Raw genomic sequence first — 16,492 nt, forward strand, 5'->3', positions numbered from 1 at the left:
CTAGCATTAACGAGGAAGGAAAGCGAAGTTGCGCTAGTCGCTAGGAGCCGAAGCTAGACAAATAAGTAGAACTTGGTTTTTAGCCTTACGTTATCTAGTTTTGAGAGAATGAAAAATTCTTCTTGAAATTATCTTTAAATAGTGTATAATAATACTTGTCCTTGATAATTTTGTCTGGTGACGATGGCGAGAAGGTCACACCCGTTCCCATCCCGAACACGGAAGTTAAGCTTCTCAGCGCCGATGGTAGTGAAGGATGTCCCTTTGCGAGAGTAGGACGTTGCCAGGCTACGGAGGATTAGCTCAGCTGGGAGAGCACCTGCCTTACAAGCAGGGGGTCGGCGGTTCGATCCCGTCATCCTCCATTTTTAATGCAAAATATATACTGCCGGCCTAGCTCAATTGGTAGAGCAACTGACTTGTAATCAGTAGGTTGGGGGTTCGAGTCCTCTGGCCGGCACCAGTTTTAAAAGAAAAACTTGACTAAAATATAAAGTTATGATAATATAATGAAGTCGTTATCACGAGCCGTTAGCTCAGTCGGTAGAGCATCTGACTTTTAATCAGAGGGTCAGAGGTTCGAATCCTCTACGGCTCACCATTCGCGGGTGTGGCGGAATTGGCAGACGCGCTAGACTTAGGATCTAGTACCGTAAGGTGTGGGGGTTCGACTCCCTTCACCCGCACTTACAAAACATACAAATGCGGAAGTAGTTCAGTGGTAGAACACCACCTTGCCAAGGTGGGGGTCGCGGGTTCGAATCCCGTCTTCCGCTCCAAACTTAACACGCCGGGGTGGCGGAACAGGCAGACGCACAGGACTTAAAATCCTGCGGTAGGTGACTACCGTACCGGTTCGATTCCGGTCCTCGGCACCATTTAAAATGCGCCCGTAGCTCAATTGGATAGAGCGTTTGACTACGGATCAAAAGGTTAGGGGTTCGACTCCTCTCGGGCGCGCTTTGTTACGGGAAGTAGCTCAGCTTGGTAGAGCACTTGGTTTGGGACCAAGGGGTCGCAGGTTCGAATCCTGTCTTCCCGATTTGAAAGAAAAGCATATGGGGCCTTAGCTCAGCTGGGAGAGCGCCTGCTTTGCACGCAGGAGGTCAGCGGTTCGATCCCGCTAGGCTCCACCATTAAATTAAATAAATTATATGGCGGCGTAGCTCAGCTGGCTAGAGCGTACGGTTCATACCCGTGAGGTCGGGGGTTCGATCCCCTCCGCCGCTACCAAAATGAGGACCTTTAGCTCAGCTGGTTAGAGCAGACGGCTCATAACCGTCCGGTCGTAGGTTCGAGTCCTACAAGGTCCACCATATAACTTTTTTTGGAGGAATACCCAAGTCTGGCTGAAGGGATCGGTCTTGAAAACCGACAGGCGGGTCAAACCGCGCGGGGGTTCGAATCCCTCTTCCTCCACCATAGTAATTAAAACTTAAATAATATCGCGGGGTGGAGCACGAACGAATTAGCTTCGTAGCAAAACTTCAGCGTACCGATTCCGAAAACATCGGTGAATTTGCCTCCCGAAATCGGGACGGTCAATAACACAGATAAAATTAGAGCATAGAAAATCTCTAATAAATAATATTATCGCGGGGTGGAGCAGTCTGGTAGCTCGTCGGGCTCATAACCCGGAGGTCGTAGGTTCAAATCCTGCCCCCGCAATACTGGTCCGGTAGTTCAGTTGGTTAGAATGCCTGCCTGTCACGCAGGAGGTCGCGGGTTCGAGTCCCGTCCGGACCGCCATTCTAAATAATATGGTTCGGTAGCTCAGTCGGTAGAGCAATGGACTGAAAATCCATGTGTCGGCGGTTCGATTCCGTCCCGAACCACCATTTTTAATAATTTAATATGCGGGTGTAGTTTAGTGGTAAAACCACAGCCTTCCAAGCTGTTGTCGAGGGTTCGATTCCCTTCACCCGCTCCATATTTATGGGCCTGTAGCTCAGCTGGTTAGAGCGCACGCCTGATAAGCGTGAGGTCGGTGGTTCGAGTCCACTCAGGCCCATCCCTTTGAATATAAAATAATATTAATCCGCAGTAGCTCAGTGGTAGAGCAATCGGCTGTTAACCGATCGGTCGTAGGTTCGAATCCTACCTGCGGAGCCATATGGAGAAGTACTCAAGTGGCTGAAGAGGACGGTTTGCTAAACCGTTAGACCGGGTTTACCGGTGCGTGGGTTCGAATCCCACCTTCTCCACCATATATATTGGCCCCTTGGTCAAGTGGTTAAGACACCGCCCTTTCACGGCGGTAACACGGGTTCGAATCCCGTAGGGGTCATAATTAAAAAACACACACTCTAAATGAATGTGTGTTTTTTAATATAAAATGGTTTTAGTAAGTCTGTATTCATCTTAGTCCTTCCTGTTTTAATTAGAAAGTAAATTCATAATTTTAGCCTTGTTATATAAAGTTACTCCCATAAATGATTTATATTTTTAGTAAATATAAAAAGCTGTCTATCTAGTAATGAACTCCCCCTTGTCAAGTAGACATTGGAAATAATAAAAAATGATTTAAGCGGCTTTAGTCTTGTATTCAAGAGGGCTAAGGCCGTTTAATCTTTCTTGATATCTTTCATTGTTGTAGAAGTAAATGTATTCTTCAATCGCTTTTAAGAGTTCTTCAAATGTCTCATATTTATGTAAATAATACTTCTCACATTTGAGTGCTCCCCAAAACGATTCCATCGGTCCGTTATCAATACACTTTCCAACTCTTGACATACTGTGCGTCATGCCTGCTTCATCTATTCTTCGTTTAAAACCATGTGAGGTTTATTGATACCCACGGTCACTTTGAATAAGTGGTTGATCACTATTTAATAAATTGATAGCTTGATCAAGGGTCTCAAATACAAGTTTATTATTATTGGATCGTCCTAAAACAAAGCTAATAATGGAACCATCATGTAAATCCAAAATGGCACTTAAATAAGCTTTCTTTGATAGAGCCTATTTCAATTCAGTAACGTCCGTTACCCATTTTTCATTTTCCTTTTCAGCTGTTTCTTTATTATTCTTCCCATTCTCTAAAGTATCTTGTACAATCTCAATTCGCTCTTCAAATGTTGTTTTTCTTCCTTTAGTCGTAGAGTGTGTTCTCCTTATTCCCGTAGCTTTTAATTCTCTATGACCATTAGTCTTTTTAATCCATTGTTGGAGTACCCCTCTACTAGAAATTTCATACGTTCCATTGATTTCATTTTGGAAGTATCCCCTGACAAATAATCAAGAATTGCAGATTCGTTCAATTCCTTAGAATATACTCTCCATAGTTGAATAAAATTTATTGGGCACAAAAAACTCCCCCTAAGGTAAGCAGATTTTTATTTTTTTATCTGTCTACCTTAAGGGGAGCAAATCATCTAGTAATAGACTGCTTTTTTTCGTTAAAAAATAAACGATATAATAAATCCAATGGATAATAAGAACCCAAATATTGTATTTGTTTGTGCGGTTGCTTTCATAGCTGGCATCATTTCAATTGGCTCAGATTTTCCAATGAATCCTTTTACAGCTTTATATGCTTTAGGAGTACTTAGAAACACAATTAATAGCAATGGAGTTAAATTATTGAAGATGACTAAACCGATGATCCATAAATATGAAACTATAAAACTTCCAGCCATTATTTTTAAAGCTCGATCTCTCCCAAGTAATACAGGTAAAGTTTTTCTACCGAACTCTTTATCGCCTTTAACATCACGAATATTGTTTGATAGATTAATAACTCCAATTAAAATTGTTGTTGGAATTGATACTAGGATCGATGTTGTTGTAATCGTTCCAGTTTGAATAAAAAAGGAAATTAAAATAATATTAATCCCCATAAATAAACCGGACATAATTTCTCCAAATGGTGTAGATGAAATTGGTAGTGGTCCACCAGTATATAAATAGCCGACTAAAATGGAAATAAGGCCGACTACAGCAATCCACCAACTACTATTGGCGCAAATATAAACGCCGAGTAGGATTGAGATTGTAATAAATAATAAAGATAATTGCATTATTACCTTTGGTTGGACACCATCACGTACAATTGTACCGCCAATTCCAACAGACTCTTCGGTATCGAGCCCTCTTTTATAATCATAGTATTCATTAAACATATTTGTTGCGGCTTGGATTAAAATACTTGCGATAAGCATAGCTAAAAATAAGCCGACATGTATACGATCTAATAGCTCATATGCTAATACTGTACCTAGTATAACGGGCACGAAAGAAGCTGTTAATGTATGTGGCCGCATTAATTGCCACCAAACACGCCAACCTTCATTTCTTTCCAAAGCTGCCTGTTGTTTTGATTGAATTTCAGGTTGCATGGAATTTGCTCTCCTCTAATAGTATTTAAATTTTGACTAACTTGTGAACTTCTATACTTTAAGTTTAGGAAATCTATGAACATGTGTCAATTGATAAAATTTCCTTTTTTGGATCACAACTTAAGATAATCATGTTTTTCAACTTGACATTAGTCGATTCAATATTTTCAACGTGATATAATAGATGAGGTGACTGTATAAAATATGGAAATAATTTAGTTTATCAATTGGATTTTGGGGTGAACAACGTGAACGTTGGAACTTATAAAGTACCGAATCAAATAGAAAATTTAATCAAACATGGTGTTGAAAAAGCAAAGAATTATAACCATGAAGTAATTGTAAGTTATATTGAAAAAGTACATCATATAGATACTTTACATTTTTTAAATAATAATCTATCTCAATTTGAAAATGAGAACTTTTATTGGGAAGATGCCCATTCTAGCTTTTATATTGCCGGTTTAGGAACTGTAAAAACGATGAATATAATGCACATGGATAATCGATTTAAAAATATAAAGGAAGAATGGCAAAAGCTAATAGACCGCTCAATAATAGAAAATCCATATTCTGAAGTAAATGGTGTAGGACCTGCCTTATTCGGCGGATTTTCCTTCGATTATGTAAAAAATGATTCAAACCTATGGGAAAATTTCAATCATGGTCTTTTTTACTTGCCAAAATATATGGTTACAAAGGTGGATGGTCAAAGTTATTTTACTACGAATATCCTTTGTACTCCTAATCAGGAAAATAACCCAAATGTTGAACAACTACTTCTAGAACGAAAGAATGTATTATCAAATACAAAAACGTCTCTAGCTAGTGAATTAGTAGAAATTAGTGAGAGTCCAAAAGTGGAAGAAAGAAATGGTGTGTTATGGCTAGATCGGGTTAATAAAGCGATTGAATTGCTTAAACTAGCTTTTGCCAAAAAAGTAGTATTAGCTCGCGATCTACATTTATCTTATCAACAAAAAATTAATCATATGTCTGTTTTAAATAATTTAAAACAACAACAAAAGAATAGTTATATTTTCTCAATGACAAGTGAAAAAGATTGTTTTATAGGAGCTACTCCGGAAAGACTTGTAAAAAAGGAAGGGAAACATATGTTTTCTTCCTGTGTGGCAGGGTCTGCTCCAAGAGGTAAGACGGATAGAGAAGATAATCAAATAAAAACAGACTTATTAAATGATCCGAAAAATTTAGAGGAACATCAATTTGTTGTGGATATGATTACTAATGCTTTCCATCAACTTTGTGATTCGGTCAGTAGAGCAAAATCACCACAAATTATGACAAATAAAGATATTCATCATTTGTATACACCTGTCGAAGGATGGGCGAAAGAAGGTGTATCTATTTTCGAATTTGTTAAAGAGCTTCATCCTACACCAGCGTTAGGTGGGACTCCCACGGAGACTGCTTTACAAATCATTCGTGACCTGGAACTATTTGAGCGGGGAATGTATGCTGGTCCGTTAGGTTGGGTGGATTACAAACAAAATGGGGAATTTGTTGTAGCTATTCGCTCCGCATTATTAAAGGAATCTGAGGCTGTTTTATTTGCAGGATGTGGTATAGTGAAAGATTCAATTCCAGATAAAGAATATGAGGAAACGAAAGTGAAATTTCGTCCGATGTTACGGGCTTTAGGAGGTAACTTAGATGAGTAATCAAATTGCGATGACGAAATATATTGGTGCTTTCGTCGATGAATTAACTAAATCTGGAGTGAAACAGGTCGTTGTTAGTCCTGGTTCCAGGTCTACGCCAATTGCTATGCTAATGGCAGATCACCCAGATATTGAAGTAATGATGCATGTGGATGAACGTTCGGCGGCTTTCTTTGCACTTGGTTTAGCGAAAGCAACAAATAAAACAGTAGCAATCCTTTGTACTTCTGGAACAGCGGCTGCAAACTATCTTCCTGCTGTAGTTGAAAGTTTTTACGCAAGGGTCCCATTACTTGTAATTACAGCTGATCGTCCTCATGAATTACGTGATATCGGTGCAGCGCAAACGATCGATCAAGTGAATCTATTTGGAAATCACGTGAAATGGTTTCAAGATATGCCTTTACCTGAAGAGTCTCGAGAAATGCAAAAGTTCGTTCGTACGGTTTGTTCACGAGCAGTACAAACAACAATTCAAGCCCCATACGGACCGGTACATTTGAATTTTCCATTACGTGAACCTTTAGTTCCTATTATGGATGATCGAAGTAAATTTGAAGGTATGGATACGCCTATTGTCCGTACTGAAAAGTATCATGTGACATTAAGTGATGAATCTTTTAATCGTTTAGCGGTTAATTTGCCAAAAAATGGAATAATAGTTTGTGGACCGATGGATGAATATAATGCTAATTTTAATGAAGCGATTGTTAAACTAGCCCAAAATATAAATTATCCGATAATTGCTGATCCACTATCTCAATTACGAAGTGGAAATCATAATAAACAATTCATCATCGACTCTTATAATGCGTTTTTAAAAAATGAACAAGTACGAAACAAATTAAAGCCGGAAGTAATTATTCGCTTCGGCTCTATGCCTGTTTCTAAGTCATTAATGTTTTATTTAAAAGAACATGCTGATGTTCCACAATATATTGTTGATGGTGGACAAGGGTGGCGTGATCCTGTAAGTACTGCTTATGAAATGATTTATTGTAACGAGCAAATCTTTTGTGAAAAATTGACGATGTTAACGGAAGATAGGTCGAAGTTGAATTCAAGTTGGATTGAGCAGTGGTTACAATTAAACAAATTAGTTAAGGATGTTATCGTTCAAATTGATGCTGATAAATTAAATGAAGGTCGCTTAATTTATCATTTGCAAAACTTAGTTCCTGAACAGTCTAGTATTATGGTCGGAAACAGTATGCCGATTCGCGATGTAGATGACTTTTTCCATAGTAATTACAAGTCTATTAAGTTATACGGTAATCGAGGCGTAAATGGGATAGATGGCTTAGTTTCTACTGCTTTGGGTATTAGTGCTGCTGTTGAAAATACGTATTTAATAGTTGGAGATTTAAGTTTTTATCATGATATGAATGGATTACTCGCAGCTAAAATGCATGATTTAAACTTAACAATTTTATTAATTAACAATAATGGTGGGGGGATTTTCTCCATGCTACAGCAGGCTAAACATCCGACCTATTTTGAGTTATTATTTGGAACACCGACAGATCTTCAATTTGAACATGCAGCCAAATTATATGGTGGGAAATATTATCGCGTAGAAACGTGGCAACAATATGTTAAGGCAATGGAAACTGTACAAAATGAACAAGGGTTGAAAATTATCGAAGTATTTACAAATCGCCATGAAAATGCTAAAATTCGTCAAAAATTGTGGGAAAATGTTTCCCGGGAAATAGAGAATCGACTTGGGGAAGTTTTAAGATGATTGAAAAAAGACTAATCGATTTAAATGGGATAAATTACAGTTATTTTGTAGCAGGAAAAGGTGAGCCTTTACTTTTGTTTCATGGCTTTACAGGGACTAAGAATACGTGGAAACCTTTTATAAACTATTGGTCGGATTATTTTAGGGTGATTGCAATTGACCTACCTGGCCATGGAGATACAGAAAGTCCTGAATCTATTAATAGATATAAAATAGAAAGTGTTGTAGAAGATATTCATACTTTTTTGGAGAAACTAAAGATTGATAAAGCCCATTTGCTAGGATATTCTATGGGTGGTCGATTTGCTTTATCCTTTGCGATTCTCCATCCTGTAAAGGTACACTCATTAATTTTAGAAAGTAGTTCACCAGGCTTAAAATCAGCTGAGGCAAGATATCAGAGGGTTGAACAAGATAATAAGTTGGCACAAATGATTGAAGATAAAGGAATCATCCATTTTGTCAATTATTGGGAGAACATCCCATTATTCCAGAGTCAAAAACGTTTATCTAAAGAGATGCAAGCGCAAATTCGAAAGGAACGGCTTAGTCAAAATCCTAAAGGGCTAGCAAATAGTTTACGAGGGATGGGAACAGGTGTTCAGCCGTCTTGGTGGAATAAGCTAGACGAATTACAATTCCCAACATATATCATTACGGGAGAATTAGACGAGAAGTTTTGTAAAATAGGACAAGAAATGATAAAAAAAATTCCAAAAGGAGAAATTTTGACAATATTTGATGCTGGTCATGCGGTTCATGTGGAAAAACGGGATAAGTTTGGTAAAATAGTATTGGACATTTTGTTAAATGAAAAAGGAGGATACATAATTAATGACTAGAGAATGGGTTCGTGAACGTGAATATACAGATATTATTTATGAAACGTATAATGGAATAGCAAAAATTACGATTAATCGTCCAGAAGTACATAATGCATTCCGTCCTGAAACTGTAAAAGAATTACTTGATGCATTTAGTTATGCCCGTGACGATCAAAAAATTGGTGTCATCATTTTAACTGGTGCTGGAACGAAAGCGTTCTGTTCCGGTGGTGACCAAAAAGTACGTGGAGACGGTGGTTACGTAGGTGACGACAATATTCCACGTTTAAATGTTTTAGACTTACAACGTTTAATTCGTATTATTCCTAAACCAGTTATTGCAATGGTAGCTGGTTATGCAATTGGTGGAGGACATGTATTGCACGTTGTATGTGACCTTACAATTGCAGCTGAAAATGCCATTTTTGGACAAACTGGTCCGAAGGTTGGTAGTTTTGATGGCGGATATGGAGCTGGTTACTTAGCGAAAATTATCGGTCATAAGAAAGCACGAGAAATTTGGTATTTATGCCGTCAATATAATGCACAAGAAGCTTTAGATATGGGACTAGTTAACAAAGTTGTTCCACTAGAACAATTAGAAGATGAAACGGTTAAATGGGCTGAAGAAATTTTAGAGAAAAGTCCAATGGCAATTCGTTTCTTAAAAGCAGCATTTAATGCAGAATCTGATGGTATGGCAGGAATTCAACAATTAGCAGGAGATGCGACATTACTATACTATACAACTCCTGAAGCACAAGAAGGTAGAGATGCGTTCAAAGAAAAACGGAAACCGGATTTCGATCAATTCCCACGATTCCCTTAATATAATTTTAGTTAAGAATATATTTAATTTGGTAAGCAGCTATAAATTAGCTGCTTATCTTTTAGGAAATTTTCTTTTCTTTATAAACTTAACGAAAGTGGAAATTGTTGTATTGTGACCCATTATTAGTAAAGGTCGCTCTTTTTTAAGAGGTGAAAAGCTATTATGTTTAGTGAACAAAAAATTCCAAACTGGTTATTTAAGCGGGCATTTTTAACACCAGATCGAAATGCGCTCATGTTTTATAATGAAAAATGGACATTCAATCAGTTAAAAGAGGAAGCTGAAAGAACGGCAAAAAAACTACATTATCGTGGGATACTAAAAGGAGATCGGGTGGCAGTTTTACTTAATAATCATGCGAAGATGGTGATTATTTTACATGCCCTTCAGTTACTTGGCTGTGAAGCGGTTCTATTAAATATTCGCTTACAAGAACAAGAACTCGCTTTTCAAATTAAAGATAGCGAAGCTCGTCATTTAATATCAGAAAATGAACTGTTAATTGAAAAAAAGGAGATTCAATTACATATTCCTAATGTAATTTTGAGCATTGAGCAACTAGAGGAAACAGCAGAGAAAGATTTTGAATACGTAACTGAATTCCACACAGACGATATTTGTACAATCATGTATACATCAGGAACAACAGGATTTCCTAAAGGGGTACTGCAAACGTATGGCAATCATTGGTCAAGTGCAATCGGTAATGTATTAAATCTTGGTTTACAAGAAAATGATGCATGGTTAACCGCTGTACCACTATTCCATATTAGTGGCTTTTCTATTTTAGTACGTAGTGTATTATACGGAATTCCTGTTGTTCTATATGATAAATTCGATGAGGCACGAATTAATGAAGATTTAATTTCAGGTAAAGCGACAATTATGTCTGTTGTTACGACAATGCTGCAAAGACTTGTAAATAATTTAGGTGATCGCTCATATCATCCTTCTTTACGTTGTTTCCTCCTTGGTGGTGGACCAGCTCCAGTATCGTTATTAGAAATATGTAAGTCAAAAGGCATTCCTGTTTTTCAATCTTACGGTATGACGGAAACCTCTTCCCAAATAGTAACATTATCTCCAGAAGATAGTTTAGAAAAAATTGGTTCCGCAGGCAAACCATTATTTTTTAGTCAAGTAAAAATCGTCACGGAGGAAGGATTAGCTGAACCTCAAGAAATTGGCGAGATTGTTGTAAAGGGACCTAATGTTACAAAGGGTTATTACAAGCGAGAAGAGGCAAATGAAAAAAGTTTCTCAAAGGACGGTTGGTTTTACACTGGAGACGTTGGGTATTTAGATGAAGAAGGATTTTTATTTGTTATAGATCGACGCTCTGATTTAATCATATCAGGTGGAGAAAATATTTATCCTGCTGAAATAGAAAATGTAATTTTATCACATCCCGGTATATTAGAAGCAGCTGTTGTCGGAATATCCGATGAAAAATGGGGACAAGTTCCTTATGCCTTTTTTGTTGAAAAAAATGGATGGCATGTGTCGGAACTGGAATTACAAAAACTATGTGAAGAACAACTAGCAAAATATAAAGTGCCGAAACGTTGGATAAAAACGTCGGAATTACCGAAGACAGCATCGAATAAAGTGATGCGAAGACGTTTAAGAGAATTAGTTGAAAAAAATGAGTGGGGAAATTAATCACCCACTCATCTATGGATTAAGTGCTCGTTTTAATGTTTCTAAGTTTTTTTCCATTAACGAAAAATAGTCTTCCTCATTTTCGATATCTGTTTTAGTTAATACTGAAAGATTATGAACTGGAAGTGTCGTTGTATCCGTTTCGCTTTGAATCACTTCAACTAATTTACTACTTACATTTTGTTCGACTAATAAATATTGAAGGTTCTTACTTTCAATTTCTTCTATAATATTCACTAACTGTTTTTGAGATGGTTCTTGTGATGTTGAAATTCCCGAAATGTTTAATTGTATTAATCCGTATCGTTCTTCCCAATAACCGTATGCAGCATGAGAAACTACAAATTCTTTTACTTTTGCTGAGTTTGCGACTGATGTAAATTGTTCATTTAAATTATCAAGTTCTTTTTCCAACTTTGAAAAATTATCTTCAAAGTACGCTTGTTGTTCAGGTAATGCTTCACTTAGTTCATCTTTTATTGCTTCAGCCATTTGCTTCGCATAAAGAGGATCGAGCCAAATATGTGGATCAACACTACCATGGTTATGTTCATGTTCATCATGGTCTTCGTGTTCTTCATGCTCATGCTCTTCATGGGTTTCTTTAGATTTGTGTATATGTACTTTTTCACCGATTGCGATTACTTTTACACCTTCGTCTTCTAAAATGGGCTTTGCATGATTCATAAAACCTTCTAAATTATGTCCTATGTAAAAGAACAAATTCCCATTTGCCATATCAATAATATCTTTTTGTGAAGGTTCATAGGAATGTTCATCAACACCAGGTGGATAAATAGATTCTACTGATACGTAGTCACCACCGATTTTTTCCGTAAAGTCTGCTAAAGGATAAACAGTTGTGTGTATAATAAGTTTACCTTCCGTATCTTTATTTGTACTTTCTGTATTACAGCCAGTCATAATAAAAATGAAACATATTAGGGCAATCATTAATTTCTTCATAAGATCCTCCAAACTGTGTAAATATTATAAATCGTATTGATTCCGATTTACCCAAAAGTATGATATAGGAAAATGAATTCCTTTGCAAGCAAAAAATGGAGCAATAACAGAATGTTTTACCGTCAACAAAAAACGGTTCAATCTGCTTTACTGCTCCATTTTAGTGTATGTATTTCTTTTAAGAAAAATTATTTTGAATGCTTTTGACTATCATTTTTAGGAGGCCATTTTTCTGGAACAGGGTCCCATCCACCTTTATGAAAAGGGTGGCATTTTAATATTCTACGGACAGTTAAATAGCCACCTTTTAATGCACCGAATCGTTGAATCGCTTCGATCCCATATTGGGAACAGGTTGGATGAAAGCGACAACTCGGTGGTTTCATAGGTGAGATAAACTTTTGATAGAAACGGATAAAATAAATAAAAATTTTTTTTAACATTTATGCTCAATCCTTTTATTTGTAACAAAATTTTAAAGAAAAGTTCAAATAGTGTTCTTTTTCTTTTCTTTGAAGCGGTATACTATATAATATAATAATATTATGAAAGAATATTTTTTTATATTACATAAAAATAACACGTTTTGCAAAAAGTAAAAAAGGATTCTATATACTAGGAGGGTTATGAAATGGATCACCAATTAAAAGCGAATATGAATTCTATTTTAGCCGATTTACAAGTTTTTTATATGAAACTTCATCATTTTCATTGGTTTGTAAAAGGTCCTCACTTTTTTACGTTACATGAAAAGTTTGAAGAACTTTATGAAGAGGTTACTGGACACAGTGATGAGATTGCTGAACGTATTTTACAAAAGGGCGAGGAACCAATTTCTACATTGAAAGAATGTTTAGAGTTAACTTCGATTCAAGAAGCATCATCAAAGGGAACTGACCGTGAGATGGTTCAAGAAGTAGTAAATGACTTAGAAACCATAAATGGAAAATTGTTAGAGGCAATTGATGTTGCAAGTGACAATGGTGATGAAGGGACAGTTGATTTATTACTAGGCATCAGTACAAGTTTTGAAAAACATCTTTGGATGTATAAAGCATTTCTTGGTTAAATGATGAAGGCTGCTTGAATTAGCAGCCATTTTTTTTATGTATTAATTTAAATATTTGTTGTCATCTGATATTGAACCGAGGTTTTGATCTTGAATGATTTTTTCTTTTAATTTAAAGGCAAGGTAACTACCAGTAATTTGGTATAGCTCATTATCATTTAACTCAGATAATACTCGTAGCATTTCTTCACGAGATAGGTCTTGCATAATGGAATATATTAATAGATCAACGTCTTCTTCATCAGCAATTAATTTATCTTTATAAAAGTTATATAGTTCATCGACAAATTTCATAGAACTCACTCCTTTTTAATGATAAGTTCAACGTAATTTAATTTATGTTTATTTACTTTTACCATTAATAAAGGAAAAAGTCTAGGCGAATGATACCATATTTTAAAAATGAAAGGGGCTGTCCAAAAAGTCAATTTTTAGACATTATTGATGGAATTATTCGGTACTTTGGCGGACGCTTTCCGCGGGCACGGCCTCAGCCTCCTCAACGCACAAGCGCGTTTGCGGGGTCTTCGGCTCGTGCTGTTCCCGCTGGAGTCGCCGCCAATTTCCTCATCAAAGATCTGTATTTTCTACTTTTCGGACAGCCCCTCTAAATGGTCTTTATTTAACTTTTTTGATCCAATTAAATTTGTCTTCAATTTTACCGTATTGGATTCCAGTGATTGTATCATAAAGCTTTTTCGCAAATTCTCCAGTTTCATTATTATTAATAGTAATTACTTTATCTTCCCATCTTAATTCACCAACTGGAGAAATAACTGCTGCTGTACCTGTACCAAATACTTCTTCTAATTCGCCTTTTTTATGTGCTTCAAACACATCCTCAATGGAAATGCGTTCTTCATGGAAAGGAATTCCCCAAACTTTAACAAGTTCTATAACGGAATCACGTGTAACACCAGGTAAAATACTACCGTTTAATTTTGGAGTGTAGATTTCCCCATTAATTTTGAAGAAAATATTCATAGAACCGACTTCTTCAACATATTTATTTTCTTTACCATCAAGCCATAGTACTTGTTCATAGCCTTTTTTCTGAGCATGTTCTTGAGCAAGGAGACTTGCTGCATAGTTACCTGGAGTTTTAACGTGTCCAACGCCACCTTTAACTGCACGAACGAATTCATCTTCAACATAAATTTTTACAGGATTAAGTTGGCCATCGGAGTAGTATGCTCCAACTGGAGAAAGAATGATTAAAAATTTATAATGATAAGAAGGTCTAACACCTAAGTATGGTTCAACGGAAATTACAAATGGTCTGATATAAAGGGAAGTTCCTTCTTTTTCAGGGACCCAGTCACATTCTAATTCAATTAATTGTGTTAGTGCATCAAGAGCTAATTTTTCATCAATTTTGGGGATACATAGTCGTTCATTCGATGTGTTTAAACGTGCAATATGTTTTTCAGGACGGAAAATGACAGTACTACCATCAACTTGTTTATAAGCTTTTAAACCTTCAAAAACAGCCTGACCATAGTGAAGTACATAAGAAGCAGGTGAAAGGGATAATGGACCGTAGGGTTTAATTTTTGGATCATGCCATCCACCTTCTTCGATGTCATAATCCATTTCGAACATATAGTCTGTAAATACTTTACCGAATTGTAGAGAATTTGGATCAGGTTTTACTTTTAGATTGTCAGCTTTTACAAATTCAACTTGAGAAACTTTAGTCATTCTAATACTTCCTTCCATAATTGTAATTATCAGATTTTTATACAATACTAAAAACTTAATAAATGTTTAAAGAGAATTATAATCCTGAAAAAATTATTAGTCAATATATTTTAAAAATTTTTATTGGTTTTATACTATAAAGAGTTAAAATGTTTGGAAAGCAGAATTCAATATTTCATACCGAGTTGTACTTTGATTTCTTTAAAAAAGAATTTCTTTTTCAAGGAATAGTATTATCCTAAAAACAAATGAGAAAATATTATATTAATATTGTATTATTCAAATTCGTAAACATTAAAACGGAATTTTCTACAAGTGATTGATGCTATAATTAAAATAAAAAGGTTCATGAGGTTGAAAAAATGTATGAATTTTATGATAAAAACGGCAATATGGTGAAATTTACATATGAAAATGAAATGTGGAATGACAAAATAAAACATGTTCTAGTTATTACAAAGTATAAAAATTCATGGCTTTTTACTAAACATAAAAAAAGAGGACTTGAGTTTCCTGGAGGAAAAGTGGAAGCGGATGAAACGTTAGAAGAAGCAGCAATGCGGGAAGTTTACGAAGAAACAGGAGGATTTGTAAAAAAGTTATACCCAATCGGTCAATACGAAGTGAGTGGGAAAGATGAGGATTTTTATAAAAAGGTATACTTTGCTGAAATTGAAAAGATAAAGAAAAAAGGTACTTATTTAGAAACGGGAGGTCCGGTTTTAATAGACATTGAAAAAACGACAAATTTTTCTGGAAAAGAATTTAGTTTTATAATGCAAGATCAAGTTGTCCCTTTATGTATCCAACGTATTCGGGAAAAGTTTTTATCTAAATAATTTTAAAAACGCCTAGGGATGAACTAGGCGATTTTTAAAAGTGTTAACGGTTTTTAATTAAAGCATTTTCGATTACTTCAACAATTTTGTACATAATTGTTGCGAAAATCACGATAATTAATAACGATTGCATTACGAGAGTGAAGTTAAATACTTGGAATCCATATATAATTAAATAACCTAATCCTTGTTTCGATACTAAAAACTCTCCGACAACTACTCCTACCCAACTTAAGCCAACATTTACTTTTAATGTAGAAATTATGGCGGGAAAGGATGACGGTAATATTGCTTCCTTAAAGCATTGCCATCTTGTGGCACCAAAAGATTGTAATACTTTAATATAGTTTGGATCCGTTTCCCGAAAAGAAGTGTAAACGACGATTGTCGTAATAATGACTGAAATAATCGCTCCCATAGCAACAATGGAAGTCATTGTTGGTCCTAAGGCAACAATCAAAATAGGTCCGAGAGCAACTTTTGGCATCGCGTTTAACACGACTAAATATGGATCTAATACTTTTGATAAAAATGGTGACCACCAAAGAATAGCTGCTAAAATTGTACCGGCAACTGTACCAATAATAAACCCGAGAATTGTTTCAAATAATGTAATCGAAATATGCGAAAAGATTGTACCAGCTATAATATTTTCAACGAGCAAATTCCACACTTTGGACGGGGAGCTAAAAACTAATGGATCAACCCATTTTAAATTGCTTGCAATTTCCCATAATGCAAAAAACGCGATAAAGATTAGAAGTTGGAAAAATACTACGAAACGTCGTTCACGAATAAGTTTTTGCTTATACTCATTATGCATAGATTCAATATTT

15 protein-coding genes, 20 tRNA genes and 1 rRNA gene are annotated in these 16,492 nt (G+C 35.9%); 28 read left to right on the plus strand and 8 right to left on the minus strand.

From position 1 onward, the window contains the following. Nucleotides 1-173: 173 nt before the first annotated feature. From rrf to GW534_RS08580, 21 genes are all read left to right on the plus strand, one after another. Nucleotides 174-289: ribosomal RNA gene (gene rrf, locus GW534_RS08480) — 5S ribosomal RNA — on the plus strand. A gap of 3 nt (nucleotides 290-292) precedes the next feature. After that, nucleotides 293-365, plus strand: a tRNA-Val gene (locus GW534_RS08485). Between the two features lie 22 nt (nucleotides 366-387). Beyond that, nucleotides 388-463: transfer RNA gene (locus GW534_RS08490), tRNA-Thr, on the plus strand. A 62-nt stretch (nucleotides 464-525) separates the two neighbouring features. Beyond that, nucleotides 526-601, plus strand: a tRNA-Lys gene (locus GW534_RS08495). Between the two features lie 3 nt (nucleotides 602-604). Next, nucleotides 605-686: transfer RNA gene (locus GW534_RS08500), tRNA-Leu, on the plus strand. A gap of 18 nt (nucleotides 687-704) precedes the next feature. Beyond that, nucleotides 705-779 (plus strand) — tRNA-Gly (locus GW534_RS08505). Between the two features lie 10 nt (nucleotides 780-789). Beyond that, nucleotides 790-878, plus strand: a tRNA-Leu gene (locus GW534_RS08510). Nucleotides 879-886: 8 nt separating this feature from the next. Next, nucleotides 887-960, plus strand: a tRNA-Arg gene (locus GW534_RS08515). Nucleotides 961-968: 8 nt separating this feature from the next. After that, a tRNA-Pro gene (locus GW534_RS08520) sits at nucleotides 969-1,042 on the plus strand. Nucleotides 1,043-1,060: 18 nt separating this feature from the next. Then, nucleotides 1,061-1,136, plus strand: a tRNA-Ala gene (locus GW534_RS08525). A 20-nt stretch (nucleotides 1,137-1,156) separates the two neighbouring features. Next, a tRNA-Met gene (locus GW534_RS08530) sits at nucleotides 1,157-1,233 on the plus strand. Between the two features lie 6 nt (nucleotides 1,234-1,239). Further along, nucleotides 1,240-1,316: transfer RNA gene (locus tag GW534_RS08535), tRNA-Ile, on the plus strand. Nucleotides 1,317-1,329: 13 nt separating this feature from the next. Next, nucleotides 1,330-1,422 (plus strand) — tRNA-Ser (locus GW534_RS08540). Between the two features lie 172 nt (nucleotides 1,423-1,594). Further along, nucleotides 1,595-1,668 (plus strand) — tRNA-Met (locus tag GW534_RS08545). A 4-nt stretch (nucleotides 1,669-1,672) separates the two neighbouring features. After that, nucleotides 1,673-1,749: transfer RNA gene (locus GW534_RS08550), tRNA-Asp, on the plus strand. Between the two features lie 13 nt (nucleotides 1,750-1,762). After that, nucleotides 1,763-1,838 (plus strand) — tRNA-Phe (locus GW534_RS08555). An 18-nt stretch (nucleotides 1,839-1,856) separates the two neighbouring features. Beyond that, nucleotides 1,857-1,930 (plus strand) — tRNA-Gly (locus tag GW534_RS08560). A 7-nt stretch (nucleotides 1,931-1,937) separates the two neighbouring features. Further along, nucleotides 1,938-2,011: transfer RNA gene (locus tag GW534_RS08565), tRNA-Ile, on the plus strand. A gap of 26 nt (nucleotides 2,012-2,037) precedes the next feature. Continuing rightward, a tRNA-Asn gene (locus GW534_RS08570) sits at nucleotides 2,038-2,112 on the plus strand. A gap of 3 nt (nucleotides 2,113-2,115) precedes the next feature. After that, nucleotides 2,116-2,207, plus strand: a tRNA-Ser gene (locus GW534_RS08575). An 8-nt stretch (nucleotides 2,208-2,215) separates the two neighbouring features. Continuing rightward, a tRNA-Glu gene (locus GW534_RS08580) sits at nucleotides 2,216-2,287 on the plus strand. Between the two features lie 236 nt (nucleotides 2,288-2,523). On the opposite strand, the gene GW534_RS08585 is transcribed toward GW534_RS08580, so the two are convergent. From GW534_RS08585 to GW534_RS08595, 3 genes are all read right to left on the minus strand, one after another. Then, nucleotides 2,524-2,745 (minus strand): IS3 family transposase, encoded by a 222-nt coding sequence (locus GW534_RS08585; RefSeq protein ID WP_281351988.1) that lies wholly within the window; start codon nucleotides 2,743-2,745, stop codon nucleotides 2,524-2,526. 39 nt (nucleotides 2,746-2,784) lie between these two features. Beyond that, nucleotides 2,785-2,928, minus strand: coding sequence for a hypothetical protein (locus tag GW534_RS08590; RefSeq protein ID WP_161920615.1), 144 nt, complete (start codon nucleotides 2,926-2,928; stop codon nucleotides 2,785-2,787). Between the two features lie 470 nt (nucleotides 2,929-3,398). Beyond that, nucleotides 3,399-4,337 carry a 1,4-dihydroxy-2-naphthoate polyprenyltransferase gene (locus tag GW534_RS08595; protein ID WP_161920616.1) on the minus strand — a complete coding sequence of 313 codons (939 nt, stop codon included), beginning with the start codon at nucleotides 4,335-4,337 and terminating at the stop codon, nucleotides 3,399-3,401. 248 nt (nucleotides 4,338-4,585) lie between these two features. On the opposite strand from GW534_RS08595, the gene GW534_RS08600 reads away from it, so the two are divergent. The 5 genes from GW534_RS08600 to GW534_RS08620 all read left to right on the plus strand — a co-directional run bounded on the left by GW534_RS08600 (nucleotide 4,586) and on the right by GW534_RS08620 (nucleotide 11,081). Beyond that, on the plus strand, nucleotides 4,586-6,019 hold the full coding sequence (locus GW534_RS08600) for an isochorismate synthase (RefSeq protein WP_161920617.1): 1,434 nt from the start codon (nucleotides 4,586-4,588) through the stop codon (nucleotides 6,017-6,019). After that, the gene (gene menD / locus GW534_RS08605) at nucleotides 6,012-7,763 is read left to right on the plus strand and encodes a 2-succinyl-5-enolpyruvyl-6-hydroxy-3-cyclohexene-1-carboxylic-acid synthase (protein ID WP_161920618.1); all 1,752 of its coding nucleotides are present in this window, start codon (nucleotides 6,012-6,014) and stop codon (nucleotides 7,761-7,763) included. The genes GW534_RS08600 and menD overlap by 8 nt, the downstream gene beginning before the upstream one ends. After that, nucleotides 7,760-8,605: a 2-succinyl-6-hydroxy-2,4-cyclohexadiene-1-carboxylate synthase gene (menH, locus tag GW534_RS08610; protein WP_161920619.1), complete on the plus strand. Its 846-nt coding sequence runs from the start codon at nucleotides 7,760-7,762 to the stop codon at nucleotides 8,603-8,605. The genes menD and menH overlap by 4 nt, the downstream gene beginning before the upstream one ends. Next, a complete protein-coding gene (gene menB, locus GW534_RS08615) occupies nucleotides 8,598-9,416 on the plus strand; it encodes a 1,4-dihydroxy-2-naphthoyl-CoA synthase (protein WP_161920620.1) in 819 nt (272 codons plus the stop codon). The genes menH and menB overlap by 8 nt, the downstream gene beginning before the upstream one ends. Nucleotides 9,417-9,581: 165 nt before the next feature. Continuing rightward, complete coding sequence (locus GW534_RS08620; protein WP_161920621.1) at nucleotides 9,582-11,081, plus strand: o-succinylbenzoate--CoA ligase; 1,500 nt, start codon at nucleotides 9,582-9,584, stop codon at nucleotides 11,079-11,081. A gap of 12 nt (nucleotides 11,082-11,093) precedes the next feature. Here GW534_RS08620 and GW534_RS08625 read toward each other — a convergent pair whose 3' ends face one another. Together GW534_RS08625 and yidD are read right to left on the minus strand one after the other, a co-directional pair. After that, the gene (locus tag GW534_RS08625; RefSeq protein WP_161920622.1) at nucleotides 11,094-12,047 is read right to left on the minus strand and encodes a metal ABC transporter solute-binding protein, Zn/Mn family; all 954 of its coding nucleotides are present in this window, start codon (nucleotides 12,045-12,047) and stop codon (nucleotides 11,094-11,096) included. A 188-nt stretch (nucleotides 12,048-12,235) separates the two neighbouring features. Next, nucleotides 12,236-12,490: a membrane protein insertion efficiency factor YidD gene (gene yidD / locus GW534_RS08630; protein WP_161920623.1), complete on the minus strand. Its 255-nt coding sequence runs from the start codon at nucleotides 12,488-12,490 to the stop codon at nucleotides 12,236-12,238. 188 nt (nucleotides 12,491-12,678) lie between these two features. On the opposite strand from yidD, the gene GW534_RS08635 reads away from it, so the two are divergent. Next, the gene (locus tag GW534_RS08635; RefSeq protein WP_161920624.1) at nucleotides 12,679-13,116 is read left to right on the plus strand and encodes a Dps family protein; all 438 of its coding nucleotides are present in this window, start codon (nucleotides 12,679-12,681) and stop codon (nucleotides 13,114-13,116) included. Nucleotides 13,117-13,158: 42 nt separating this feature from the next. Here GW534_RS08635 and GW534_RS08640 read toward each other — a convergent pair whose 3' ends face one another. Further along, complete coding sequence (locus GW534_RS08640) at nucleotides 13,159-13,410, minus strand: DUF6154 family protein (RefSeq protein ID WP_161920625.1); 252 nt, start codon at nucleotides 13,408-13,410, stop codon at nucleotides 13,159-13,161. Nucleotides 13,411-13,734: 324 nt separating this feature from the next. Continuing rightward, entirely contained in the window at nucleotides 13,735-14,817 is a 1,083-nt protein-coding gene (locus tag GW534_RS08645) for a branched-chain amino acid aminotransferase (protein WP_161920626.1), read from the minus strand. Nucleotides 14,818-15,179: 362 nt separating this feature from the next. Here GW534_RS08645 and ytkD point away from each other — a divergent pair, with 362 nt between their 5' ends. Next, entirely contained in the window at nucleotides 15,180-15,656 is a 477-nt protein-coding gene (ytkD, locus tag GW534_RS08650) for an RNA deprotection pyrophosphohydrolase (protein ID WP_161920627.1), read from the plus strand. Between the two features lie 43 nt (nucleotides 15,657-15,699). Here the strand turns inward: ytkD and GW534_RS08655 are convergent, their stop codons facing one another. Next, nucleotides 15,700-16,479, minus strand: a complete 780-nt coding sequence (locus GW534_RS08655; protein ID WP_407670455.1) for an ABC transporter permease — start codon at nucleotides 16,477-16,479, stop codon at nucleotides 15,700-15,702. Nucleotides 16,480-16,492 lie beyond the last annotated feature (13 nt).

This window comes from Pallidibacillus pasinlerensis (assembly GCF_009996845.1).
GTDB classification, from domain to species: Bacteria; Bacillota; Bacilli; order Bacillales; family Caldibacillaceae; genus Pallidibacillus; species Pallidibacillus pasinlerensis.

Coding starts and splice junctions, on each gene's coding strand:
- GW534_RS08645 (WP_161920626.1), bottom strand. CDS start 14,817: ATGACTAAAGTTTCTCAAGTTGAATTTGTAAAAGCTGACAATCTAAAA.
- ytkD (WP_161920627.1), top strand. CDS start 15,180: ATGTATGAATTTTATGATAAAAACGGCAATATGGTGAAATTTACATAT.
- GW534_RS08640 (WP_161920625.1), bottom strand. CDS start 13,410: ATGAAATTTGTCGATGAACTATATAACTTTTATAAAGATAAATTAATT.
- yidD (WP_161920623.1), bottom strand. CDS start 12,490: ATGTTAAAAAAAATTTTTATTTATTTTATCCGTTTCTATCAAAAGTTT.
- GW534_RS08625 (WP_161920622.1), bottom strand. CDS start 12,047: ATGAAGAAATTAATGATTGCCCTAATATGTTTCATTTTTATTATGACT.
- GW534_RS08620 (WP_161920621.1), top strand. CDS start 9,582: ATGTTTAGTGAACAAAAAATTCCAAACTGGTTATTTAAGCGGGCATTT.
- GW534_RS08595 (WP_161920616.1), bottom strand. CDS start 4,337: ATGCAACCTGAAATTCAATCAAAACAACAGGCAGCTTTGGAAAGAAAT.
- GW534_RS08585 (WP_281351988.1), bottom strand. CDS start 2,745: ATGACGCACAGTATGTCAAGAGTTGGAAAGTGTATTGATAACGGACCG.
- GW534_RS08635 (WP_161920624.1), top strand. CDS start 12,679: ATGGATCACCAATTAAAAGCGAATATGAATTCTATTTTAGCCGATTTA.
- menB (WP_161920620.1), top strand. CDS start 8,598: ATGACTAGAGAATGGGTTCGTGAACGTGAATATACAGATATTATTTAT.
- GW534_RS08655 (WP_407670455.1), bottom strand. CDS start 16,479: ATGCATAATGAGTATAAGCAAAAACTTATTCGTGAACGACGTTTCGTA.
- menD (WP_161920618.1), top strand. CDS start 6,012: ATGAGTAATCAAATTGCGATGACGAAATATATTGGTGCTTTCGTCGAT.
- menH (WP_161920619.1), top strand. CDS start 7,760: ATGATTGAAAAAAGACTAATCGATTTAAATGGGATAAATTACAGTTAT.